General features: G+C 60.7%; 17 protein-coding genes. 15 read left to right on the forward strand and 2 right to left on the reverse strand.

The genetic code is table 11. The features are described 5' to 3' along the window. Positions 1-494 precede the first annotated feature (494 nt). Positions 495-1,460: a helix-turn-helix transcriptional regulator gene (locus NPX02_RS14070; protein ID WP_260294383.1), complete on the reverse strand. Its 966-nt coding sequence runs from the start codon at positions 1,458-1,460 to the stop codon at positions 495-497. 366 nt (positions 1,461-1,826) lie between these two features. Here NPX02_RS14070 and NPX02_RS14075 point away from each other — a divergent pair, with 366 nt between their 5' ends. The 10 genes from NPX02_RS14075 to NPX02_RS14120 all read left to right on the forward strand — a co-directional run bounded on the left by NPX02_RS14075 (position 1,827) and on the right by NPX02_RS14120 (position 12,705). Beyond that, positions 1,827-2,072: a helix-turn-helix domain-containing protein gene (locus NPX02_RS14075; protein WP_260294384.1), complete on the forward strand. Its 246-nt coding sequence runs from the start codon at positions 1,827-1,829 to the stop codon at positions 2,070-2,072. A 17-nt stretch (positions 2,073-2,089) separates the two neighbouring features. After that, positions 2,090-4,135, forward strand: a complete 2,046-nt coding sequence (hyfB, locus tag NPX02_RS14080; protein WP_260294385.1) for a hydrogenase 4 subunit B — start codon at positions 2,090-2,092, stop codon at positions 4,133-4,135. Further along, entirely contained in the window at positions 4,120-5,085 is a 966-nt protein-coding gene (locus tag NPX02_RS14085; protein ID WP_260294386.1) for a respiratory chain complex I subunit 1 family protein, read from the forward strand. The genes hyfB and NPX02_RS14085 overlap by 16 nt, the downstream gene beginning before the upstream one ends. Then, complete coding sequence (locus tag NPX02_RS14090; RefSeq protein ID WP_260294387.1) at positions 5,082-5,774, forward strand: formate hydrogenlyase; 693 nt, start codon at positions 5,082-5,084, stop codon at positions 5,772-5,774. Before NPX02_RS14085 ends, NPX02_RS14090 begins: the two co-directional genes overlap by 4 nt. Next, positions 5,771-7,249: a hydrogenase 4 subunit F gene (locus tag NPX02_RS14095; protein ID WP_260294388.1), complete on the forward strand. Its 1,479-nt coding sequence runs from the start codon at positions 5,771-5,773 to the stop codon at positions 7,247-7,249. Before NPX02_RS14090 ends, NPX02_RS14095 begins: the two co-directional genes overlap by 4 nt. Further along, the gene (locus NPX02_RS14100; RefSeq protein ID WP_260294389.1) at positions 7,246-8,820 is read left to right on the forward strand and encodes a hydrogenase large subunit; all 1,575 of its coding nucleotides are present in this window, start codon (positions 7,246-7,248) and stop codon (positions 8,818-8,820) included. The genes NPX02_RS14095 and NPX02_RS14100 overlap by 4 nt, the downstream gene beginning before the upstream one ends. A 280-nt stretch (positions 8,821-9,100) precedes the next feature. Further along, the gene (locus NPX02_RS14105) at positions 9,101-9,613 is read left to right on the forward strand and encodes an NADH-quinone oxidoreductase subunit B family protein (protein WP_418067340.1); all 513 of its coding nucleotides are present in this window, start codon (positions 9,101-9,103) and stop codon (positions 9,611-9,613) included. A gap of 172 nt (positions 9,614-9,785) precedes the next feature. After that, positions 9,786-11,042, forward strand: a complete 1,257-nt coding sequence (locus tag NPX02_RS14110) for an EAL and HDOD domain-containing protein (protein ID WP_260294391.1) — start codon at positions 9,786-9,788, stop codon at positions 11,040-11,042. 381 nt (positions 11,043-11,423) lie between these two features. Next, positions 11,424-12,308 carry a dienelactone hydrolase family protein gene (locus NPX02_RS14115; protein ID WP_260294392.1) on the forward strand — a complete coding sequence of 295 codons (885 nt, stop codon included), beginning with the start codon at positions 11,424-11,426 and terminating at the stop codon, positions 12,306-12,308. Between the two features lie 190 nt (positions 12,309-12,498). Then, on the forward strand, positions 12,499-12,705 hold the full coding sequence (locus NPX02_RS14120; RefSeq protein WP_260294393.1) for an SHOCT domain-containing protein: 207 nt from the start codon (positions 12,499-12,501) through the stop codon (positions 12,703-12,705). A gap of 241 nt (positions 12,706-12,946) precedes the next feature. On the opposite strand, the gene NPX02_RS14125 is transcribed toward NPX02_RS14120, so the two are convergent. Next, entirely contained in the window at positions 12,947-13,618 is a 672-nt protein-coding gene (locus NPX02_RS14125; RefSeq protein ID WP_260294394.1) for a GntR family transcriptional regulator, read from the reverse strand. Positions 13,619-14,058: 440 nt separating this feature from the next. Between NPX02_RS14125 and NPX02_RS14130 the strand changes: the two genes are divergently transcribed. The 5 genes from NPX02_RS14130 to NPX02_RS14150 all read left to right on the forward strand — a co-directional run bounded on the left by NPX02_RS14130 (position 14,059) and on the right by NPX02_RS14150 (position 19,322). Then, positions 14,059-14,472, forward strand: coding sequence for a cobalamin B12-binding domain-containing protein (locus tag NPX02_RS14130; protein WP_260294395.1), 414 nt, complete (start codon positions 14,059-14,061; stop codon positions 14,470-14,472). Between the two features lie 11 nt (positions 14,473-14,483). Beyond that, the gene (locus NPX02_RS14135) at positions 14,484-15,917 is read left to right on the forward strand and encodes a phenylacetate--CoA ligase family protein (RefSeq protein WP_260294396.1); all 1,434 of its coding nucleotides are present in this window, start codon (positions 14,484-14,486) and stop codon (positions 15,915-15,917) included. Further along, the gene (meaB, locus tag NPX02_RS14140; RefSeq protein ID WP_260294397.1) at positions 15,914-16,891 is read left to right on the forward strand and encodes a methylmalonyl Co-A mutase-associated GTPase MeaB; all 978 of its coding nucleotides are present in this window, start codon (positions 15,914-15,916) and stop codon (positions 16,889-16,891) included. The genes NPX02_RS14135 and meaB overlap by 4 nt, the downstream gene beginning before the upstream one ends. Next, a complete protein-coding gene (locus NPX02_RS14145) occupies positions 16,884-18,590 on the forward strand; it encodes a methylmalonyl-CoA mutase family protein (RefSeq protein ID WP_260294398.1) in 1,707 nt (568 codons plus the stop codon). The genes meaB and NPX02_RS14145 overlap by 8 nt, the downstream gene beginning before the upstream one ends. 255 nt (positions 18,591-18,845) lie before the next feature. Beyond that, entirely contained in the window at positions 18,846-19,322 is a 477-nt protein-coding gene (locus tag NPX02_RS14150) for an Lrp/AsnC family transcriptional regulator (RefSeq protein WP_305792887.1), read from the forward strand. Positions 19,323-19,735 lie beyond the last annotated feature (413 nt).

The raw sequence follows: 19,735 nt of genomic DNA on the forward strand, positions 1-19,735 counted from the left end.
ATCTACTTATCCACATAATTAGCTTCCCCGTAGTACATTTATTGAAACCATACCTAGGGATATAACTAGAATCCCAGCTCCTACCGATACCAGGAACTGTCCTCCGGCTATGAGTGCAGCTCCAGATACAGCAGCGATCATTGCTGATTTCGTCACTCGCTTATTGGTAATCATAAATCTGTGCGTTTTAATCATTCTGCTACCTCAGTTTATGCAGTATTAGTGACGATTGATTCGACGATATCGAAAGCCAATCGTCACAATTTGTTTGCCGGATTCAACAAGATACGCGTTGAGTTTCCTTTCAATACATTTGTATGTGCCTCGACCAATGACGTTATGAATTTTTTTGCGAGACTTCTTATTGAAATACTTGATTACCCCACCATGATGGTCATGTGTTTCCTCTCCGAATTCATAAAGAAGGTCAACAACCACTGGAGGAATAGCCCTTTGGGTTTGGCGAGTGAAAGAGTGTTTTGTGTGGGTCATCTCTATACTGTCCCTGGCTTTTGATTCCTGCGTTCAGACTCTTTAGACTTCATTTGTTTTATGATCTTTCGGAAATGCTTTCTGTACTTCTTGCTTGTTATTTCACTAACAAGGGACTCGAGCCCACCCCACGAGCTTTCATCGAAATAAGTCATACACGCACGAAAAAATTCTTCTGGAGAGTCAGAATGGAATAACGCATCGTTGCCATAAGGGGAACTAAAATAATATCCATTGATTAGTTCGTTATAGAATTTCACACTTTCATCAATGCTCTTTGCACTGTATCCAGTATTGACACGACAAATCTTTTCTTTGGAGCTTAATGAAGAAAATTCAATGAGGCTTTTCTTGGTAGTATTTCTACGCGCCCAAAAATCTGATCCATAGCAATTGTCCGGAATATTTTGGTGATCGATGCGTATTCCATCTATTGATTCGAAGGTTCCAACGTATAAAGTAATGCCGCTTTTCTCTCCGCTTAATTCTTTAAGCAGCGTGTTAAGGCGGCCTACAACGCGTATTTCTTCACTTGCAGAACTAAATTCATTGGCAAGTAATTCAATGAGCTGGATACAATCTGCCGCTCTTTCAGCAACCTCCTGCTCTGGGTCGAAGTCATATCTAAATTCGGGGTTAGTACCTAAAATCAGTTTTCTCAATTCAACAGCGGAGTTTGTGGATTTCAAATTAACGTTTTTGTGAGATGAGCCAGTCACAGGACCTGGAAGGCTCGCTTGATTATGATCTTCATCCTTAATCTTGAGATCCTCAGGCCGCACAGCTAAGCACGTAACTAATTTTTCGAAATTTTTTGTTGATGGTCCCGACCTACCTACTTCCCAGTCTATATAGCAAGTTCGAGTAACTCCGACTTCATCAGCCAATTCTTCTTGGCTTAGGCTTTTGGAGTTTCTTAACTCTTTCAGTTTGTTTTGAATCAGCTTTATACCTTGTGGCCTTGCCATTTTTGTCTCCTATTCCATCGGCAAATATATTATTTGCCAATTAAATAACTAATAAAAGTTAATTAAACATAATATATACTATAAATAACGTTAATTAAACTGATAATCAGCCTATATTTTATTATAGATGTTTTAAATCAGAAATTGCTCAAGGATAACTGAGTCAGCTGGGGGGGGTTGAGGCTTCGCCGCGAAAATCTTCTCCTGCTTTGGCTTCAGACTCATTTCATATTGGACAAGGCTCGGGCTTGATAATCCACAAATCCCAGTGATATATTAAACATGCATATGTGTATCTTAGACATGGTTAGTAATATCTAATAGTACATTAAAGATATTTACAGCATAAATAATGAGTATTCCCCTATGATTACCTCCGCGCAGATGAAAGCGGCACGCGCCCTGTTGGGCATGGACCAGAAGAAGCTGGCCCAGGCGTGCGGCCTCTCGGTACCCACCATCCAGCGGATGGAAGCGAGCCAGGGCAATGTCCGCGGCAATGTCGAGTCGCTGGTCAAGGTGATCGATGCACTGGAGGCGGCGGGGGCGATATTGATTTCCGAAGGCATGGTCAGTGACACCGGCGGGCGCGGTGTACGTCTCAAATTCTGAATCGGGATGCCGGTGCTATGAGTGAGTTCTCTTCCACCCTGCTGACAGCCGTTTCCTTCGGCCTGCTGTTCGCCGCGGCTCTGGCTTCCATGCTGGTCGGGCGCCGGCGTTTGTGGATTACCTGGCTGGTGTTTCCGCTGATGGGTTTCGCCGGGCTGGCGGCCCTGCTGGCGGCGGGCGTCGTGCTGCTGGGCAATCCGGGGTTCAACGGCACGCTGCCGCTCGGCCTGCCCTGGCTGCCCTGGCATCTGCGCATGGACGGTCTGTCGGCTTTTTTCCTGGCGCTGATCGGCATCGGCACCATCACCAGCAGCCTGTTCGGTCCCGGCTATGTGCGGGAGTATCTGCGTGGCCCCTATCCGCTGGGACTGTTGGGGTTGATGACCTCGCTGTTCATCATCGGCATGCAGCTGGTGGTGCTGGCCGACGATGCGTTCTTCTTCATGATCGCCTGGGAGCTGATGTCGGTCTCCAGTTATTTCCTGGTGGCCTACCAGCACCATCAGCCGGCCAATCGCCGGGCCGCCTTTCTCTACCTGCTGATGGCGCAGATAGGCGCGGTGCTGATACTGCTCAGTTTTGGCATCTTCGCTTCGTTTGGCGGCGCCTTCACCTTCGACGCGTTTCGCGCCATTCAATTGGCGCCGATCTGGGCCAGCGTCGCCTTCGGCCTCGGTCTGCTCGGTTTCGGCATGAAGGCCGGCATGTTCCCGGTGCACGCCTGGCTGCCGGAGGCGCATCCGGTGGCCCCGTCGCATATCTCGGCGTTGATGTCGGGGGTGATGCTGAAGGTGGCGATCTACGGTTTCGTGCGCCTGACCTTTGACCTGATCGGCACCCTGTACTGGAGCTGGGGGGTGGTGTTGCTGATCGTCGGCAGCGTCACCGCCCTGTTCGGGGTGCTCTACGCACTGATGCAGAACGATGTCAAACGGCTGCTCGCCTACTCCTCGGTGGAGAATATCGGCATCATCTTCATCGGCCTGGGGCTGGCGGTGCTATTCATCGGCGCCGGTTATCCCAAGCTGGGGTCACTGGGGCTGATCGCCGCGCTCTATCACGCGCTCAGTCATGCCCTGTTCAAGAGCCTGCTGTTCCTGGGTGCCGGCACCATTCTGCAACAGACGCATGAGCATGACATGGGCAAGATGGGCGGGTTGATCCGGCGCATGCCCTGGACGGCGCTGTTTTTCCTCATCGGCTGTATCAGTATCTCGGCGCTACCGCCGTTCACCGGCTTTGTCTCGGAGTGGCTCACCTTCCAGACCGCGCTGCAGGCTACCATCCTGGAGAGCGGCGTGCTGCGCGCGGTGGTGCCGATCACCGCGGCGATGCTGGCGCTGACCGGGGCCCTGGCGGCCACCTGCTTCGTCAAGCTGTACGGCATCGTGTTTCTTGGCCAGCCCCGCTCGCGGCGGGTCAAGCACGCCCGCGAGGGCACCTCCGGCATGTTGTGGGCTCAGGGCTTGCTGGCCGGGTTGTGCCTGCTCTTCGGCATCCTCGGGGCGCCGACGGTGGCGATCCTGAGCCGCGTGGTGGCGGGACTGACCGGCAGCCATGTCACCTCGGCGACCGCCCACGGCTGGCTCTGGCTGACGCCGGTGGCGCCGGAGGTGGCCAGCTACAGCGGGCCGATGGTGCTGTTCGGCGTCACCCTGGCCCTGCTCGCCTGGGGTGCGGTTTATCTGCTGCTGTGCAAACACCGGCGCCTGAAACCGATCCAGCGCGGACCGGCCTGGGGCTGTGGATTCGGTCGGCTCACCCCCAACATGCAGTACACCGGCACCGCGTTTGTGATGCCGATCCAGCAGATCTTCCGGCCGGTCTGGCGGGTGCAGGAAGAGCAGCAACGTGAGCTGTCCACGGAACTGCGCAGTCATCCCACGCAACTGGGCTACCAGCTGCAGATCGAGGACATTACCTGGCGCTGGCTCTACCAGCCGGTGATGAAACTGATCCAGGCCAGCGCCCGCAAGGTCGGCCTGCTGCAGACCGGTAATCTCCGGCACTATCTTACCTATTCATTCGTGACCCTGGTGGTGTTGTTATGGTTGATTTCCTGAACCCTGCCGACTGGGTATTCGTCTGGCTGCAGACGGCACTGTTCGTGCTCCTGGCGCCGCTGTTCTCGGGCTGGATCAAGTGGCTCAAGTGCCTGCTGCAGAACCGCCGCCCGCCGTCGTTGCTGCAGCCCTACCGGGATCTGCTGCGGCTGGTGCGCAAGGACGTGCTGCTGGCGGACAACGCCTCGGTGCTGTTCCGCGGTGCCCCCTACATCATCTGCGGCTGCACGGTGCTGGCCGCCTCGGTGGTGCCGCTGCTGATCCTGCACCAGCCGATCAGCGCCATGGCCGATGTGATCGTGCTGGTCGGCCTGTTCGCCCTGGCGCGGTTTTTCCTGGCGCTGGCGGGTATGGATGTGGGTACGGCCTTCGGCGGCATGGGCTCCTCCCGGGAGATGACCGTTTCCGCCCTGGCCGAGCCGGCCATGCTGATGGTGGTGTTTACCCTCTCCATGGTGGCCTCCAGCACCAACCTCTCGACCCTGGTCGAGCACGGGCTGCAGCAGCAGTCGGTATTGCGCCCCTCCATCCTGTTCGCGCTGATTGCCCTGATCATGGTCGCGATCGCGGAAAACGCCCGCATACCGGTCGACAACCCCGCCACCCATCTGGAGCTGACCATGATCCACGAGGCGATGATCCTCGAATACAGTGGCCGGCATCTGGCCATGATGGAGCTGGCCTCGCAGCTCAAACTGACCACCTACGCGGTGTTGATTATTGATCTGTTTTTCCCCTGGGGTATCGCCCAGAGCGCCTCCGCTGCCGGTCTCGGAGTGGCCGCGGTGGCGATCGCGGTGAAGCTGTCGCTGCTGGGATTGCTGTTGGCCCTGGGTGAGACGGCGGTGGCCAAGATGCGGCTGTTCAAGGTCCCCACCTTCCTGGCGATGAGTTTCGCGCTGGCGATGATCGGCATGTTGAGCTTTGTCATCCTGGAGTCCTCGAAATGAGCGGCTTTCTCGACACCTATTCCCATCTGACGCTCACCGAACAGGCGATCCTGACCCTGGCCGCCATGGTCCTGGTCTCATCTTTCGCCCTGCTGGCCCAGTCCCGGGTGGTGGCCACGATCAGGCTGTTCGCCCTGCAGGGCTTTCTGCTGGTGGTGGTCACCGCGCTGGTGGCGCTCGACACCCGCGAGTACCACCTGTTCTATTCCGCCGGGCTGACGCTGCTGCTCAAGGTCTGGTTCGTGCCCTGGCTGCTGACCCGCCAGGCGCGACGGCTCGGTATCCTGCGCGACCTCGACAGCCTGCTGCGACCCGGGGTGGTGCTGATCGCGGCGGGGGCGCTGGTGATCTTCTGCTACAGCGTCGCGCTGCCGATCCAGCGTTTTGCCGAATCGATCACCCGCGATGCCATCGCCATCAGTCTGGCGGTGGTCTTGCTGTCGATGTTGATGCTGATCACCCGGCGCAAGGCGATCACCCAGGTGGTCGGCTTCATGTCGATGGAGAACGGCCTCTTTTTTGGCGCCGTGACCGCCACCCAGGGCATGCCGATGGTGGTGGAACTGGGGGTCGCCTTTGACGTGCTGATCGCCGCCGTGGTGTTCGGCGTCTTCTTCTTCCATATCCGTGACAGCATCGAGTCCCTGGACGTGGACATGCTCAACCAGCTGACGGAGGTGGACGAATGAGTGCGCTGTTCTGGACGCTGCTCACGCCGCTGGCCGGCGGCCTGCTGCTGGCGCTGATCCCCGGGACCCGGCTGGCGGCGCGGCTGAATATCCTGATCAGCCTGGCCGGCTTCCTGTTCTCGATCTGGCTGGCCAATGCGGTACTCCGTCAGGGGGCGCTGGACAATCAATATTTCTATATCGATGCCTTCAACGTCTACCTGGTGGCACTGACCAATCTGGTCAGTTTCACCACCTCGGTCTTCTCCCGCACCTACATGCTGCACGAGTTCGAGATCGGCCGGGTCTCGGAACGCCAGATGCGCCTCTATCACGCCAGCTTCCAGGCCTTCATGTTCACCATGCTGCTGGCGCTGACGACCAATAATCTCGGCGTGCTCTGGGTGGCCCTGGAAGGCGCGACCCTGGCCACGGTGCTGCTGGTGAGTCTCTACCGCACCCCGGCCTCGGTGGAGGCGGCCTGGAAGTACTTCATCCTCTGCGGTGTCGGTATCGCCCAGGCGCTGTTCGGTACCGTGCTGATCTACCTGGCGGCCGCCAAGGTGGTGGATGGGCCGGATCAGGCGCTGCTGTGGAGTTCCCTGATCCGCCACGCCACGGAGCTGGAACCCACGGTGATGGGCATCGCCTTTGTCTTTCTGCTGGTCGGCTATGGCACCAAGATCGGCCTGGTGCCGCTGCACAACTGGCTTCCCGACGCCCATTCGGAGGGTCCGACACCGATGTCCGCGGTACTCTCGGGGTTGCTGCTCAACGTCGCGCTCTACGCCGTGATCAGGGTCAAGGTGCTGGTGGACGGGGCTCTCGCGGGGGGTGGCGAGCATGCCCCCCACTTGGCGGGCTATCTGATGATGAGTTTCGGCCTGCTGTCGTTTATCGTCGCCGGCCTGTTCCTGCATCGCCAGCGCGATATCAAACGCCTGTTCAGCTACTCCTCCATCGAGCACATGGGGCTGATGACCTTCGCCTTCGGGCTGGGCGGCCCGCTGGCCACCTTCGGGGCCTTGCTGCACATGACGGTGCACTCGTTGACCAAGTCCGCGATTTTCATCACCGTCGGCCAGGCCAGCCAGCTCTCGGGCACCCAGTCCATCGACCACATCCGCGGCGTGATCCAGACCCAGCCGGCGGTAGGCTGGGGATTGCTGATCGGCACCCTGGCGATTGCCGGTTTTCCGCCGTTCGGCGTGTTCACCAGCGAGTTCCTGCTGCTCAGCGCCACCATGCAGAGCCTGCCCTGGCTGACCATACCCCTGCTGGTCGGTCTCGGGATCGCCTTTGCCGGCCTGTTTCGCCACCTCCATCCCATGGTCTTCGGCAACCGGCCGGAGGGCCTGATGCCGATCAAGGCCACCGTCTGGCCGGTGGTGCTGCATCTGGCCCTGGTGTTGTGGCTGGGCCTCTCGATTCCCGATTTTCTGGCGCACTGGTTTGACCAGGCGACCATCCTGATTTCAGGGAGCGGACTGTTATGAGCGAAGCCTGGCTGAACGAGATACAACAGCAGTTCGCGGCGGCGGGCATCGAAACGGTCGATCACCACCCGGCGCGTCTGTTGCCGGCCCGGCAACTTGAGATCGCGCCGCACGCCTGGGCTCCCGCCACGGCACTCTGCAAGCAGTGCGCCATGCGCTGGGCCGCCTTCTGGGTGCGCGAGGCCGGGGCGGGGATTGAGGCCTTCAGCTGCCTGGAGAAGGGCGGCGGCTACCTGATCCTGTCGACCCGCCTGGGGGAACAGCAACCGCTGGAGTCGATCGCCCACCTCTATCCGGCGGCCGACCGGCCGCAGCGGCATGCCCACGACCTGTTCGGCATTGCGTTCGAGGGGCAGTGCGACAGCCGCCGCTGGACCCGTCACCAGGCATGGCGGGAGGACGAATTCCCCCTACGCGGCGACGGGCAGGCCGCCGAACCCCCGGCCCCGACGCCGCCGGACGACAGCTATCCCTTCATCCAGGCCAGCGGCAGCGCGGTCTACGAGATTGCCGTGGGGCCGGTGCATGCCGGCATCATCGAGCCCGGCCATTTCCGCTTTCAGGCCGTGGGCGAGACGGTGATCAATCTGGAAAAGCATCTGGGTTATGTCCACAAGGGAATCGAAAAACTGGCGCGGGGACGCGACCTGGACGGATTGGCCCGCCTCGCCGGCCGGGTCTCCGGCGATTCCACCGTGGCCCACAGCTGGGCGGCCTGCCAGGCGGCGGAGCGGGCGCTGGCGGTCGAGCCCCCGCCCCGGGCCCAGCTGCTGCGTGCCATCATGGCGGAACGGGAACGGGTGGCCAACCACCTGGGCGACATCGGCGCCATCTGCAATGACGTGGGCTTTGCCTTCCCCCACTATCAACTGAGCCGCCTGAAGGAGCGGCTGGTGCGGGATAACGCCCTGCTGTTCGGCCATCGCCTGATGATGGACCGGATCGTTCCCGGCGGGGTTGCAATCGACATCGACAGTCAGGGGGCGGATCACCTGTTTGCCTGCACCCAGGAGCTGGAATCCGAGGTGGCCAAGCTGATCGAGATCATCGAGCGCTCGGAGTCCCTGGAGGACCGGCTGATGACCACCGGGCGGCTGACCCCGGAGTGGGCCGCCGAGCTGGGCTGCCTGGGTTATGTGGGGCGTGCCTCCGGGTGTGATTTCGATGTCCGCCGGGATGCCCCCTACGCCCCCTACCACCGCGTGACGGTGGCGGTGCCGGGGTACCGCGCTGGCGATGTGGCGGCCAGGGCCAAGATCCGCGCCGACGAGATCGGCATCTCCCTGGGGTTGATGCGGCGTTTTGTCGAGTTGCTGGAGCCGGGCGAACACCGGCTACCGATGCCCCGGGGCCGCGGCGGCGAGGGCTTGGGCATTGTCGATGGCTGGCGTGGCGAGATCATCAGCTACCTGGCGCTGGACACCGACGGGCGGGTGGAACGCTTCTTCCCGCGCGACCCGAGCTGGCTCAACTGGCCGGCGCTGGAGCAGCTGATCCAGGGCAACATCGTCCCCGACTTTCCGGTTTGCAATAAATCGATCAACGGCTCCTACGCGGGGCAGGATCTATAGTGTTCCGTCAACGTGATAATTGCGAGTTCAGTGAGCTTGTCAGCGTTCATGGCAAGGCGCGCCTCGCCGGCAATGGTCGGCTTCCCTTGGCAAGAGGCGCAACGCCGTCCATGGACGCTGACAAGCTCACCCTTCGGGCGTCCCTGTGGCGTCCCGCAGCCGCGTTGCAGCGCTTGACAAGGGAACCAACCATTGCCTGCGCACTGCGCCTTGCTGCGCAACGCCACAGGGACGCTGAATCCGTAATTATCACGTTGACGGAGCACTAATCATGTTGGGTATGTTTAATAAGATTTTCCGCACCGGGCTGGTCACGGAGGAGCCGGCAACCGACGCGGAGATCGAGCAACTGGCCCCGGAGCTGAAACGGATGGTCGACAAGCAGTTTCGCGGCAGCCTGGCGATCCGCATGGTGGACGCCGGCTCCTGCAACGGCTGCGAACTGGAGATTCACGCCCTCAACAACCCCTACTACGCCATCGAACGCTATGGCGTGCACTTCGTCGCCTCGCCCCGCCATGCCGATGCACTGCTGGTGACCGGCCCGGTGTCGCGTCACATGGAGGCGGCGCTGATCGCCACCTACGAGGCGATGGCCAAACCGTGTTACGTCATCGCCAGCGGCGATTGCGCCTGCAACGGTGGCGAGTTCGGGGTCAATTACGCTTCCTGCGGAGCGGTCGAAAATGTACTGCCGGTTGATCTGAAGATCCCCGGCTGCCCCCCTTCGCCGGCCCAGTTGATCCGCGGGCTGTTAATCCTGATGGGACAACGGGAACCGGTGCAGCGCTAATCCTGATACCGCGGCCGGCGTGATTCACGTCACACTTATGGCAATCAGCGGTATATACTGTGCCCCTGCGTTCTTTCCGTCGACGGGTCAAAAACTACCAGTCGCTCGCTAAACGCTTGATTTACAAGCAATAAACAATCAGTAGTGATTGTTTCCGTTCAGGATCAACCGTATGCCAGACCAGACCCAGGACAGCCTCTATTCGGATATCTTTTTTGCCCGGCAACCGATCTTCGACCGTGGCGGTTCGATCTGGGGATACGAGTTGTTGTATCGCAAGAGCGCCGACTGCCGCACGGCGCAGATAGACGACTACGACCTGGCCACCGCCTGTGTCGCCACCGCCGGCCTGGTCTGCCCCGACACCGATTTCAAGCCCTCCAAGCGGATCTTCATCAACTACACCGAAAAACTGTTGCTTAACGGCGCCCCCAAGGGCCTGCCCCCCGGGGTGACCGTGGTCGAGGTGCTGGAATCGGTGACCGCCAGCCCCGAGGTAATCAAGGCGATTATCGAATTGAAACAGGAGGGCTACCTGATCGCCATTGACGATTTCCGCGGTGAAGCCAGCCTGTCGCTGTTGATGGAGTATGCCGATATCATCAAGATCGACCTGCTGGGTCTGGAGTTGGAGCAGATCGCCGCGCTGGTCGCACTGGTGCCGGATCGGGTGCTCACCCTGGCGGAGAAGGTCGAAGACCCGGCCCAAGTCCCCCATCTGCAGGAGATGGGGTTCGATCTGTTTCAGGGCTACTATTTTGCCCATCCCCAGACCATTTCCGGCAAGAAGCTGTCGGCCACCAGTTTCTCCAAGCTCAAGACCCTGACGTTACTGGAACAGCAAAATGCCACCCCCCAGGACTACACCCGGCTGATCGAACGCGATCCCAGTATCGCCTTCCGACTGCTGCGACTGCTCAATTCGGCGGCTTTCTGCTTTTCGGTGAAGATTAAATCGATCCAACACGCCATCTCCCTGCTGGGGATGATGCGACTCAAATACTGGCTGCGGATGGTGGTGTTGTCGGATGTGGGGGCCCGCCAGGTCACCCCGGAGCTGTATCGCATGTCCATCGTGCGGGCACGTTTCTTCGAGCGGTTGCTCGCCGAAGACCCGGAGCGCAAAGCGCTGGAGTCGGACAGCCTGTTCCTGTTCGGCCTGCTGTCGCTGCTGGATGTGATGCTGGATGTCGGCATGGACCAGTTGCTGCCGATTCTGTCGTTGCAAGAACCGCTGGCCCGGGGACTGGAATCCGGCCAGGGGCATTTCGGTCATTATTTGAAGCTGGCAATCGCCATTGAAACGGCCGACAGCGAGGCGATCAGCCGCCAGGCCCAGGTGTTGCGGATCGAGGAACACCTGATCTCAGGCGTCTGGCGCGAAGCGATGCTGTGGGGCAATGAGGTCGAGCAACAGACCGAGGTCTAGGCGGATAGCGTTTGTGAAGCCGCGAATGAACGCGAATGAACGCACATAGCGTAGCTTATCCTGATCGAGGAGTAGCGGCTTTATCCAGCCACGGCACTTGCCGGCGATGTAGGATGCCGGTGAGGCACGAACCGCATCAGGCCATACCGCAAATGATGCGGTTCGCAAGCTCACCGGCATCCTACACCTGTTATTTCTATCTTGGGCATTGTGGTTTGTAGTCCGTAGATGTAAGCCTTGGATTTCAATGGGCGTATCCGCGTTCATTTGCGTTTATTCGCGGCTAAAAATATAAAGAATAGACTCAATTATAAATCACCAGATGAGCCACAAAAATAATCTGGTAAATAAAGCTGTAGTTCACTTGGAGGAAAACAACACATGAGAACCATCATCATCGGTGCGGTACTGCTCGCCCTGAGCCTGAATCTCGCGGCGCAGGAATATACTCCCGCCCAAAACCCCGTCGGCCCCGAAAGCTGGTGGTGGGATGAGCAGTGGTGGGAGGAAGGTCAGATCCCCAATCCCGATAACCACCCGGTGCGGGTCGAATGGAGCGAATACCCCAGCGGCGATGTCACGGTCCCCGCCCTGGTCGCCCGCCCGGATGACGACCGGCCCTATCCCGCCGTGCTCTACCAACACGGGCGGCGCGGCCTGGATGAACTGGTGCAGCGCCAGGTCAAGCGCATCGCCGCGCGCGGCTTCGTGGTGTTGGCGCCGGACGTCTACAGCGCCCACTTCATCGAGAAGCTGCCGATCGAGCACGATTATGTTGTGGAACAGGATGTGAGCCTCGGCCTCGACCAGCTGCTGGCGCGCCCCGACGTCTCCACCCGCCGGGCCTGTCTGGTGTCGCACACCCGCGGCGGCTACATGACCCTGAAAGCAGCCACCACCCACAAGCGACAGTCGGATGCGGCCGCCTGCTATGTCGCCTGGTATCCCCACTTGCAGGATCCCAACGCCCCGGAACCGATGCAGGTCTATCGCTACGCACCGGAGATCGACCAATTGCTGTTGCCGACCATGATCTTCATCGGCGAGCAGGAGCAGTACCAGCGCCGCCGCAGTATTGAAACGGCCGTCACCTCGATGCAGGCGGCGGGACGCCAGGTACAGCTTGTTGTCTATCCGGGTGTCGGTCGCGGGTTCGATTTCCGCCCGCCCCATGTACGCACCCTGGCCGATGACCTGGCTTCTCAGGACGCCGTGCAACGGGCGGCGCGGTTCATGCGCCGGACGCTCAAAACATACGCCAAGTAACTGTATTTCAATACTTTTTATTGAAAGCAACCCGAACCCACTGAATTTTTTCAGCCACCGTGGTTCTATATTTATATGGACGGGGCGGCCTATTATGACTGCCCCCTGCGATTTGGACACCCGGACATAATCGGGTTAGAGATAGGCAGCGGAGGAGGTCTTTATGTTTCGACTCAGCATGATTTTGCTTTTGACGACGGCACTTGTGGGACTCGGCCCGAGCGCCTGCTCGACAAAAGAGGTGGTCGGCGGGGCGGCGATTGGCGGCGCAGCCTATGAATACTCGAACAAGCGCGCCATGGACGAACTCAAGGAGGACTACCAGTCCGGACGCATCAGCAACGACGAGTATCAGCGGCGTAAAAACGAGATCGAGGGGCGCTCAGTAATCTACTGAATCTACTGACAATAGCCCGCAACAACACCCGTCCAGGGTTACGACAGCGTGAAGCCGCTGCCATCCGAACCTGAACTGTCCGGTTAGCCGCGACAACGGGAACGGGGCAGCGGTGGTGCGCCGCTTTAATTGCCCGCTGACTGGCGACGGAGTGGCCGACACCACCGGAAGATTCCGTTACGAAAGCCGTATCCAGGAGTGTGCCATGCAACGGGGATATGATGTGGTGATCGCCGGCGGGTCACTGACCGTGCGGCTCGGGCGAGGCAGGCAGGATACCGGTCCGCCTGGCCGCTTCCACCAGATGGCTGTACATCAATTCGGCGGCGCTGTCGGCATCGCCGCGGATCATGGCGTTGAGGATCTGCCCATGCTCCTGCCAGACCTTGATCGACATGCCCGGATGGCGCAGGACCTCGCCCATGGCGCGGCGCAGGTGCAGCCAGTATAGGCGCATCGTCTCGCTGATGATCTGATTGCCGGACAGGTCATAGATGAAGGAGTGGAAATCCATGTCCGCCTGCAGGCAGGCCCCGGCATCGCCGGCCATCGCCCTGTTGCGGCCATGCTCCACCAGCGACTGGCCCTGCACGATCAATTGCGGCGTGAGCCTGCGGGTGGCCAGGCGCACCGCGAGCGGTTCCACCGCCGAGCGGAACTCGTAGATTTCGCGGAAAAACGACGCACCGACCTCGCTTACCATCAACCCGCGTTTCCCGGTCTGCACCAGAAAACCCTGTGCCTTGAGCAACACCAGCGCATGGGTCACCGGTTGCCGCGACACATCGAGCCGCGCCGCAATGTCTTCCTGGGTCAGCCTCTCGCCGGGTTTGAACATGCCGTTGCAAATCGCGTCGAGGATCACCTCATAGGTCTGATCGACCAGGTTTTTGGCGGGTTTTAGCGATTCCAATTCCGATCTCCCATACTGAGACAGCATACAAACATTTCCAGTAACTACTCACCCGGTCTGTAAGTGATTGGCCTGCCTTGTTGGCCGATCTTGATGGCGCCTCGAATCCGGCCCCGTTTTCAGATTCAAGCCTGCCCTTGTTTGAGCGAAGCGAGTTTGGGCAGGCGCTGAAAATGGGGCCTGATTCGAGGAGATAAGCCATCGTGTGAGGCCGGCAAGGCAGGCCAATCACTCCGTGAGCATTGGCGAGGAGTGGTACATGAATGTACCCGTTTACGGACCTGAGGATGGCATGCGCCTACCGGCTTATCCACCCTACATCCATACCCCGTGAGTAGTTACCATTCCCATATTTATTGGCACATTGACAGAGTAGCAACTGATTCCTATTCTGTATACTGAATTCAGTACTCTGTATTCGCTTATGGAGGAGAAGGGACATGACTGAAACAGGGCCGATCCGGATGCTGTTGGCAAAGGTGGGGCTGGACGGACATGACCGGGGCGTGAAAGTGGTCGCCCGGGCACTCCGGGATGCCGGGATGGACGTGATCTATTCGGGCCTGCACCGCACCCCCGAGGAGGTGGTCACCGCCGCGGTGCAGGAGGATGTGGACGTGTTGGGCGTCAGCCTGCTTTCGGGCACGCAGCTGACGGTGTTTCCCAGGATCTTCGCCCTGCTCGGCCAGTACGGGGCAGGGGATATGATCGTCGTGGCCGGCGGGGTGATGCCCGATGAGGATGTGGCCGCCATCAAGGCGATGGGGGTACGCGCCGTGCTGCTGCAGGACACCCCGCCCGAAACCATTGTCACCACGTTGCGCCGGCTGGTGGCCGAGCGCGGCGCACGCTGAGGGTGGTCGCCATGGAATCCTGGTCTTTCCCGCCCGCCTACAATGCCTCCTATCTCCCCCCGGAGAACAGCCGCTACTGGTTCCCCCGGCGCGAGACCATGCCCGCCGCCGAGCGCGAGGTGGCGATCCTCGGGCGGCTGCAACAGGTGTGCCGCTACGCCTGGGAGCACGCGCCCTTCTACCGCCGCCTGTGGGACGAGGCCGGGTTTCACCCCGACCATCTGCGCAGCCTGGAGGATTTCGAAACCCGGGTCCCGGTGGTCACCAAGCAGGACCTGCGGGAATCGCAGGCCACCCACCCGCCCTTCGGCGATTACCTCTGCATCCCCGATTCCGGGATATTCCATATCCACGGCACCAGCGGCACCACCGGGCGCCCCACCACGTTCGCCATCGGCCGCGCCGACTGGCAGGCGATCGCCAATGCCCATGCACGGGTCATGTGGGCGATGGGGGTGCGCCCGGGCGATACGCTCTGCATCGCCGCGATCTTCAGCCTCTACATGGGTAGCTGGGGTGCCCTGGCGGGCGCGGAGCGGTTGGGCGCGAAGGCGTTTCCGTTCGGTGCCGGGGCGGCTGGCATGACCGCCCGTTGCGCGCAATGGCTCGATGCGCTGAAGCCGACCGGTTTTTACGGCACACCCACCTATGCCTTGCATCTGGCGCAGACGGCCAGTGACGAGGGACTGGACCCGCGCGACTTCGGTCTGCGCTACATGATCTTCTCCGGCGAGCCCGGGGCCTCCATCCCCAGCGTGCGCCAGCGGCTCGAAGCACTGTACGGCGCCAGGGTGTTCGATTCTGGATCGATGGCGGAGATAACGCCCTGGATGAATGTCGCCGGGTCGGCGGAAACAGCGGGGATGCTCTGCTGGCAGGATGTGGTCTATACCGAGGTCTGCGACCCGAAATCCCTGACCCGGGTCCCCTATGGCCAGCGCGGCACCCCGGTCTATACCCACCTCGAACGCACCTCGCAACCCATGATCCGTCTGCTGTCGGGTGACCTGACGCAGTGGGTCGATGGGGAGACCCCCTGTGGCCGCACCTACCCGCATCTGCCGAACGGCATTTTCGGCCGCATCGACGACATGTTCACGATCCGCGGTGAAAACGTCTATCCGAGCGAGATCGATGCGGCGCTCAATGAGACGCCGGGGTACGGCGGCGAACATCGCATCATCATCACCCGCGATGCCACCATGGACGAGCTGTTGCTGCAGGTCGAATATGCCGGCGACATCGCCGCCGATCCCGCCGGGGCCGAGGCATTCCGCCAGGATGTGGCACGTCGGGTGCGGAAACTCCTGGGGCTGCGTACCCTCTCCGAGGTGATGCCGCAGGGCTCGCTGCCACGCACCGATTTCAAGGCCCGTCGGGTGATCGACGACCGCGCCATGTTCCACGAGGTGCGGACCCAGGCCGGGACGGGAAGCGCCCCATGAGCTACATCCCCTCGGACACCCTGGCGGAGCGTGCCGCCAGGGGAGAGTTGCAGGCCGTCGGGCGGCTGATCTCCCGCGCCGAGGCGGGCGTGCCCGAGGTGCGCCCCACCCTCGCCGCCATCTACCGGCGCACCGGCGCGGCGCATGTCATCGGCATTACCGGGGTCGCGGGCAGCGGCAAGTCGACGCTGGTGGCCGGGCTTGCCCTGCGCCTGCGCCAGGCCGGCGACAAGGTGGGGATTGTGGCAATCGACCCATCAAGCCCCTATTCGGGCGGATCGATCCTGGGCGACCGCATCCGCATGAGCGAACTCGCCGCCGACCCCGGCATCTTCATCCGCTCCATGGCCACCCGTGGCGCGCTGGGGGGCATGGCACGCGCCACCCTCGAGGCGGTGGATATCCTCGATCTGGCGGGCTTCGATGCGATCATCATCGAAACCGTCGGGGTCGGTCAGGACGAGGTGGAGATCGCCCGCGCCTCGCATACCACTATCGTGGTGTCGGCTCCGGGACTGGGGGACGGGATCCAGGCGATCAAGGCCGGCACGCTGGAGATCGCCGATATCCACGTCGTCTCGAAATGCGACCGCAGCGATGCCGACCGCACCCTGATGGATCTCAAGCAGATGCTGATGCTGGGCCACGCCGCGGCCGCCTCCACCGACTGGCAAGTCCCGGTCATCGGCGTCAGCGCCTATTCCGGCGAGGGGATCGACGCACTGGTCACGGCCATCACACGGCATCGCGCCGTGGCCTTGCGGAGTGCGGCAGGCCAGACGCGACGCCTGGCGATCGCCGATTTTCGGCTGCGGAAAACCGCTGAAAACCTGCTGGCCGAACGCTTCGCGGCAGTAGCGGCCGAGGGTGCCCCGCCGCTGGCACGCCGGCTTGCCGATCGCGATGCGGACCCTTATACCCTGGCACGGGAACTCGTCGCCAACCTCCTTGCGTGGGAATCCAAACATGAATGAGCGTCACCACACTCCGAACATCTCCGCCCAGGCCGCCGCGCAGATCCGCCGCGAGGTGGAGCAGTGGGAGGCCGACGAGGTCAGCCGGTTCACGGCGCGCCGCCCCGAGCGAAAAGAGCGGTTTTTCACCCTGGGCGACTTCCCGGTCAAACGCGTCTACACCGCCGCCGATCTGGCCGGTACGCAGCTCGAGGTGATCGGCCTGCCGGGTCGCTACCCGTTCACCCGTGGCCCCTACCCGACCATGTACCGCTCGCGGCCCTGGACCATGCGCCAGATCGCCGGATTCGGTACCGGTGAGGATACCAACCGGCGCTTCAAATACCTGATCGCACAGGGGCAGACCGGCATCTCCACCGATTTCGATATGCCGACCCTGATGGGCTATGACAGCGACCACCCGATGAGCGAGGGGGAGGTGGGCCGCGAAGGCGTGGCGATCGACACCCTCGCCGACATGGAGGCGCTGTTCGACGGCATCGATCTTGAACACATCTCGGTCTCCATGACCATCAATCCCACGGCCTGGATCCTGCTGGCCATGTATATCGTGCTGGCCGAAAAGCGCGGTTATGACCTCAACAAGCTGTCCGGCACCGTGCAGGCCGATATCCTCAAGGAGTACATGGCGCAGAAGGAGTACATCTTCCCGATCGCGCCCTCGGTGCGCATCGTGCGCGACTGCATCACCTACTGCGCCGGGCATCTGGCGCGTTATAACCCGATCAACATCTCCGGCTACCACATCTCCGAGGCCGGCGCCTCGCCGCTGCAGGAGGCGGCCTTCACCCTGGCCAATCTCATCGTCTATGTCGAGGAGGTGCTGGAGACCGGCCTGGAGATCGACGAGTTCGCCCCGCGACTGGCGTTCTTCTTCGTCTGCCAGGCCGATTTCTTCGAGGAGATCGCCAAGTTCCGCGCGCTCCGGCGCTGCTACGCCAGGATCATGAAGGAGCGCTTCGGCGCACAAAACCCGGAGTCCATGCGCCTGCGTTTTCACTGCCAGACGGCGGCCGCCTCGCTGACCAAGCCGCAATACATGGTCAATGTCGTGCGCACCTCGCTGCAGGCGTTGGCGGCCGTGCTGGGGGGCTGCCAGTCGCTGCACACCAACGGTTATGACGAGGCCTTCGCCATACCGACCGAGGAGGCGATGCGCCTGGCACTGCGCACCCAGCAGGTGATCGCGGAGGAGTCCAACGTCACCCAGGTCATCGACCCGCTGGGCGGCAGCTACTACCTGGAGACACTGACCAACGACTACGAAAGGGGGATATTCGAGATCCTGGCCGAAGTCGAGGAGCGCGGCGGCACCCTGCGGCTCATCCAGGAGGGGTGGTTCCAGCGCCAGATCGCCGACTTCGCCTATGAAACCGCCCTGCGCAAGCAGTCGGGAGAGAAACCGGTGATCGGGATAAACCGCTTTGTCGACGACACGCCCGATCCGCAAATCCACACCCACCCCTACGATCAGAGCACCGCCGACCGGCAGATTGCCCGCACCCGCCGGGTACGCGCTCAACGTGACCAGGCCAAGGTCGACCGGCTGCTGGCACAGCTGGTGGAAACAGCCAAGGATCCCTCGGTCAATATCCTGCCGGTGACGATCGAGCTGGTCCGGGCGGGGGCGACCATGGGCGATATTGTCGAGACCCTGAAAGCCGTCTGGGGTACCTATCGGGAGACCCCGGTGTTCTAAGGGCTCGCGCAAGAACAAGTTCCGGTATTCGATTGCCCCTGGCCCCCCGCTGGCGGCGTTACGCTTTTGCCAAGGGAATGGCCATTGCCTGCAAAGCGTGCCTTGCCGGCGTGGCCCAGTGGTGCCCTCGGTAGTACGGAATTATTTTTGCGCGAACCCTGAGTATTTGCCTTTTAATCTAGGAAGTGGCTCTAAATAATGATAATTTCATTACCATATGCCCTCTTAATACGGGTTCTATAGGTAATTTGGCTAATGAAGATAGACCGCATAGACCGACACATTCTTCGCGAGCTTCAGGAGCATGGGCGCCTGCCCATCGTGGAGTTGGCCAACCGGGTAAACCTCACCAAGACACCTTGTGCACAACGCGTGCGGCGACTCGAGGAGGCCGGCATCATCCGCGGCTATCGTGCCGACCTGGACCCGAATCAGCTCGGCGCCGGTCATGTACTGGTTGTGTTGGTGACGCTGGACAAGACCAGCGACGATGCGCTCGAACGCTTCAACAAGGCAGTACGCCTTATCCCGGAAGTGCAAAGCTGTTATATGGTGGCGGGAAATTTCGACTATCTGTTAAAGGTCAGGACCCACGACATCGCACACTACCGTGCCGTGTTGGGCCACCAGATCGGCAAGTTGCCCAATGTCCATCAAACGCACTCCTTCGTCGCCATGGAAGTTGTGAAGGACGAAGTGACCGTGCCGGTTCCGACCGTTAGCTTCGTGTAGTCGAAAAGGGTGAAAATACAGGACCCTGGATTTACCCAATATTGCAGAGAAACACTACTGGAATGCACCGCTACTGAAGTCCGGCATCGCACCCTGCAGCAGGCCCGCCCCCGGGCCGATATCGCGACAAGGTGCCGCTCCAGGTCGATTTTTACAATCACCGGGTAAACTCACCAAGTCGGACGCCCGCAAGTAACGCACCCACTCCACAAGCTTCTGTTACATTTGCAAATGCACACCACGGCGCGCCGACACCGTCATCATTTTTCACAGCTCCGTTGGACCAGCTGGGATTATGTCATTCATCGCCGTGAACACTTGTTTGGCATTAGCGCCATATCCCATGAATTCAAGCAGCTCGCCACCGCCTTTGCCAAAACCAAATCCTAGCACCCTATCCTCTGGACCCGGGC

Origin of the sequence: Sedimenticola hydrogenitrophicus (genome assembly GCF_025175675.1) — a bacterium.
Taxonomy (GTDB): Bacteria; Pseudomonadota; Gammaproteobacteria; order Chromatiales; family Chromatiaceae; genus Sedimenticola; species Sedimenticola hydrogenitrophicus.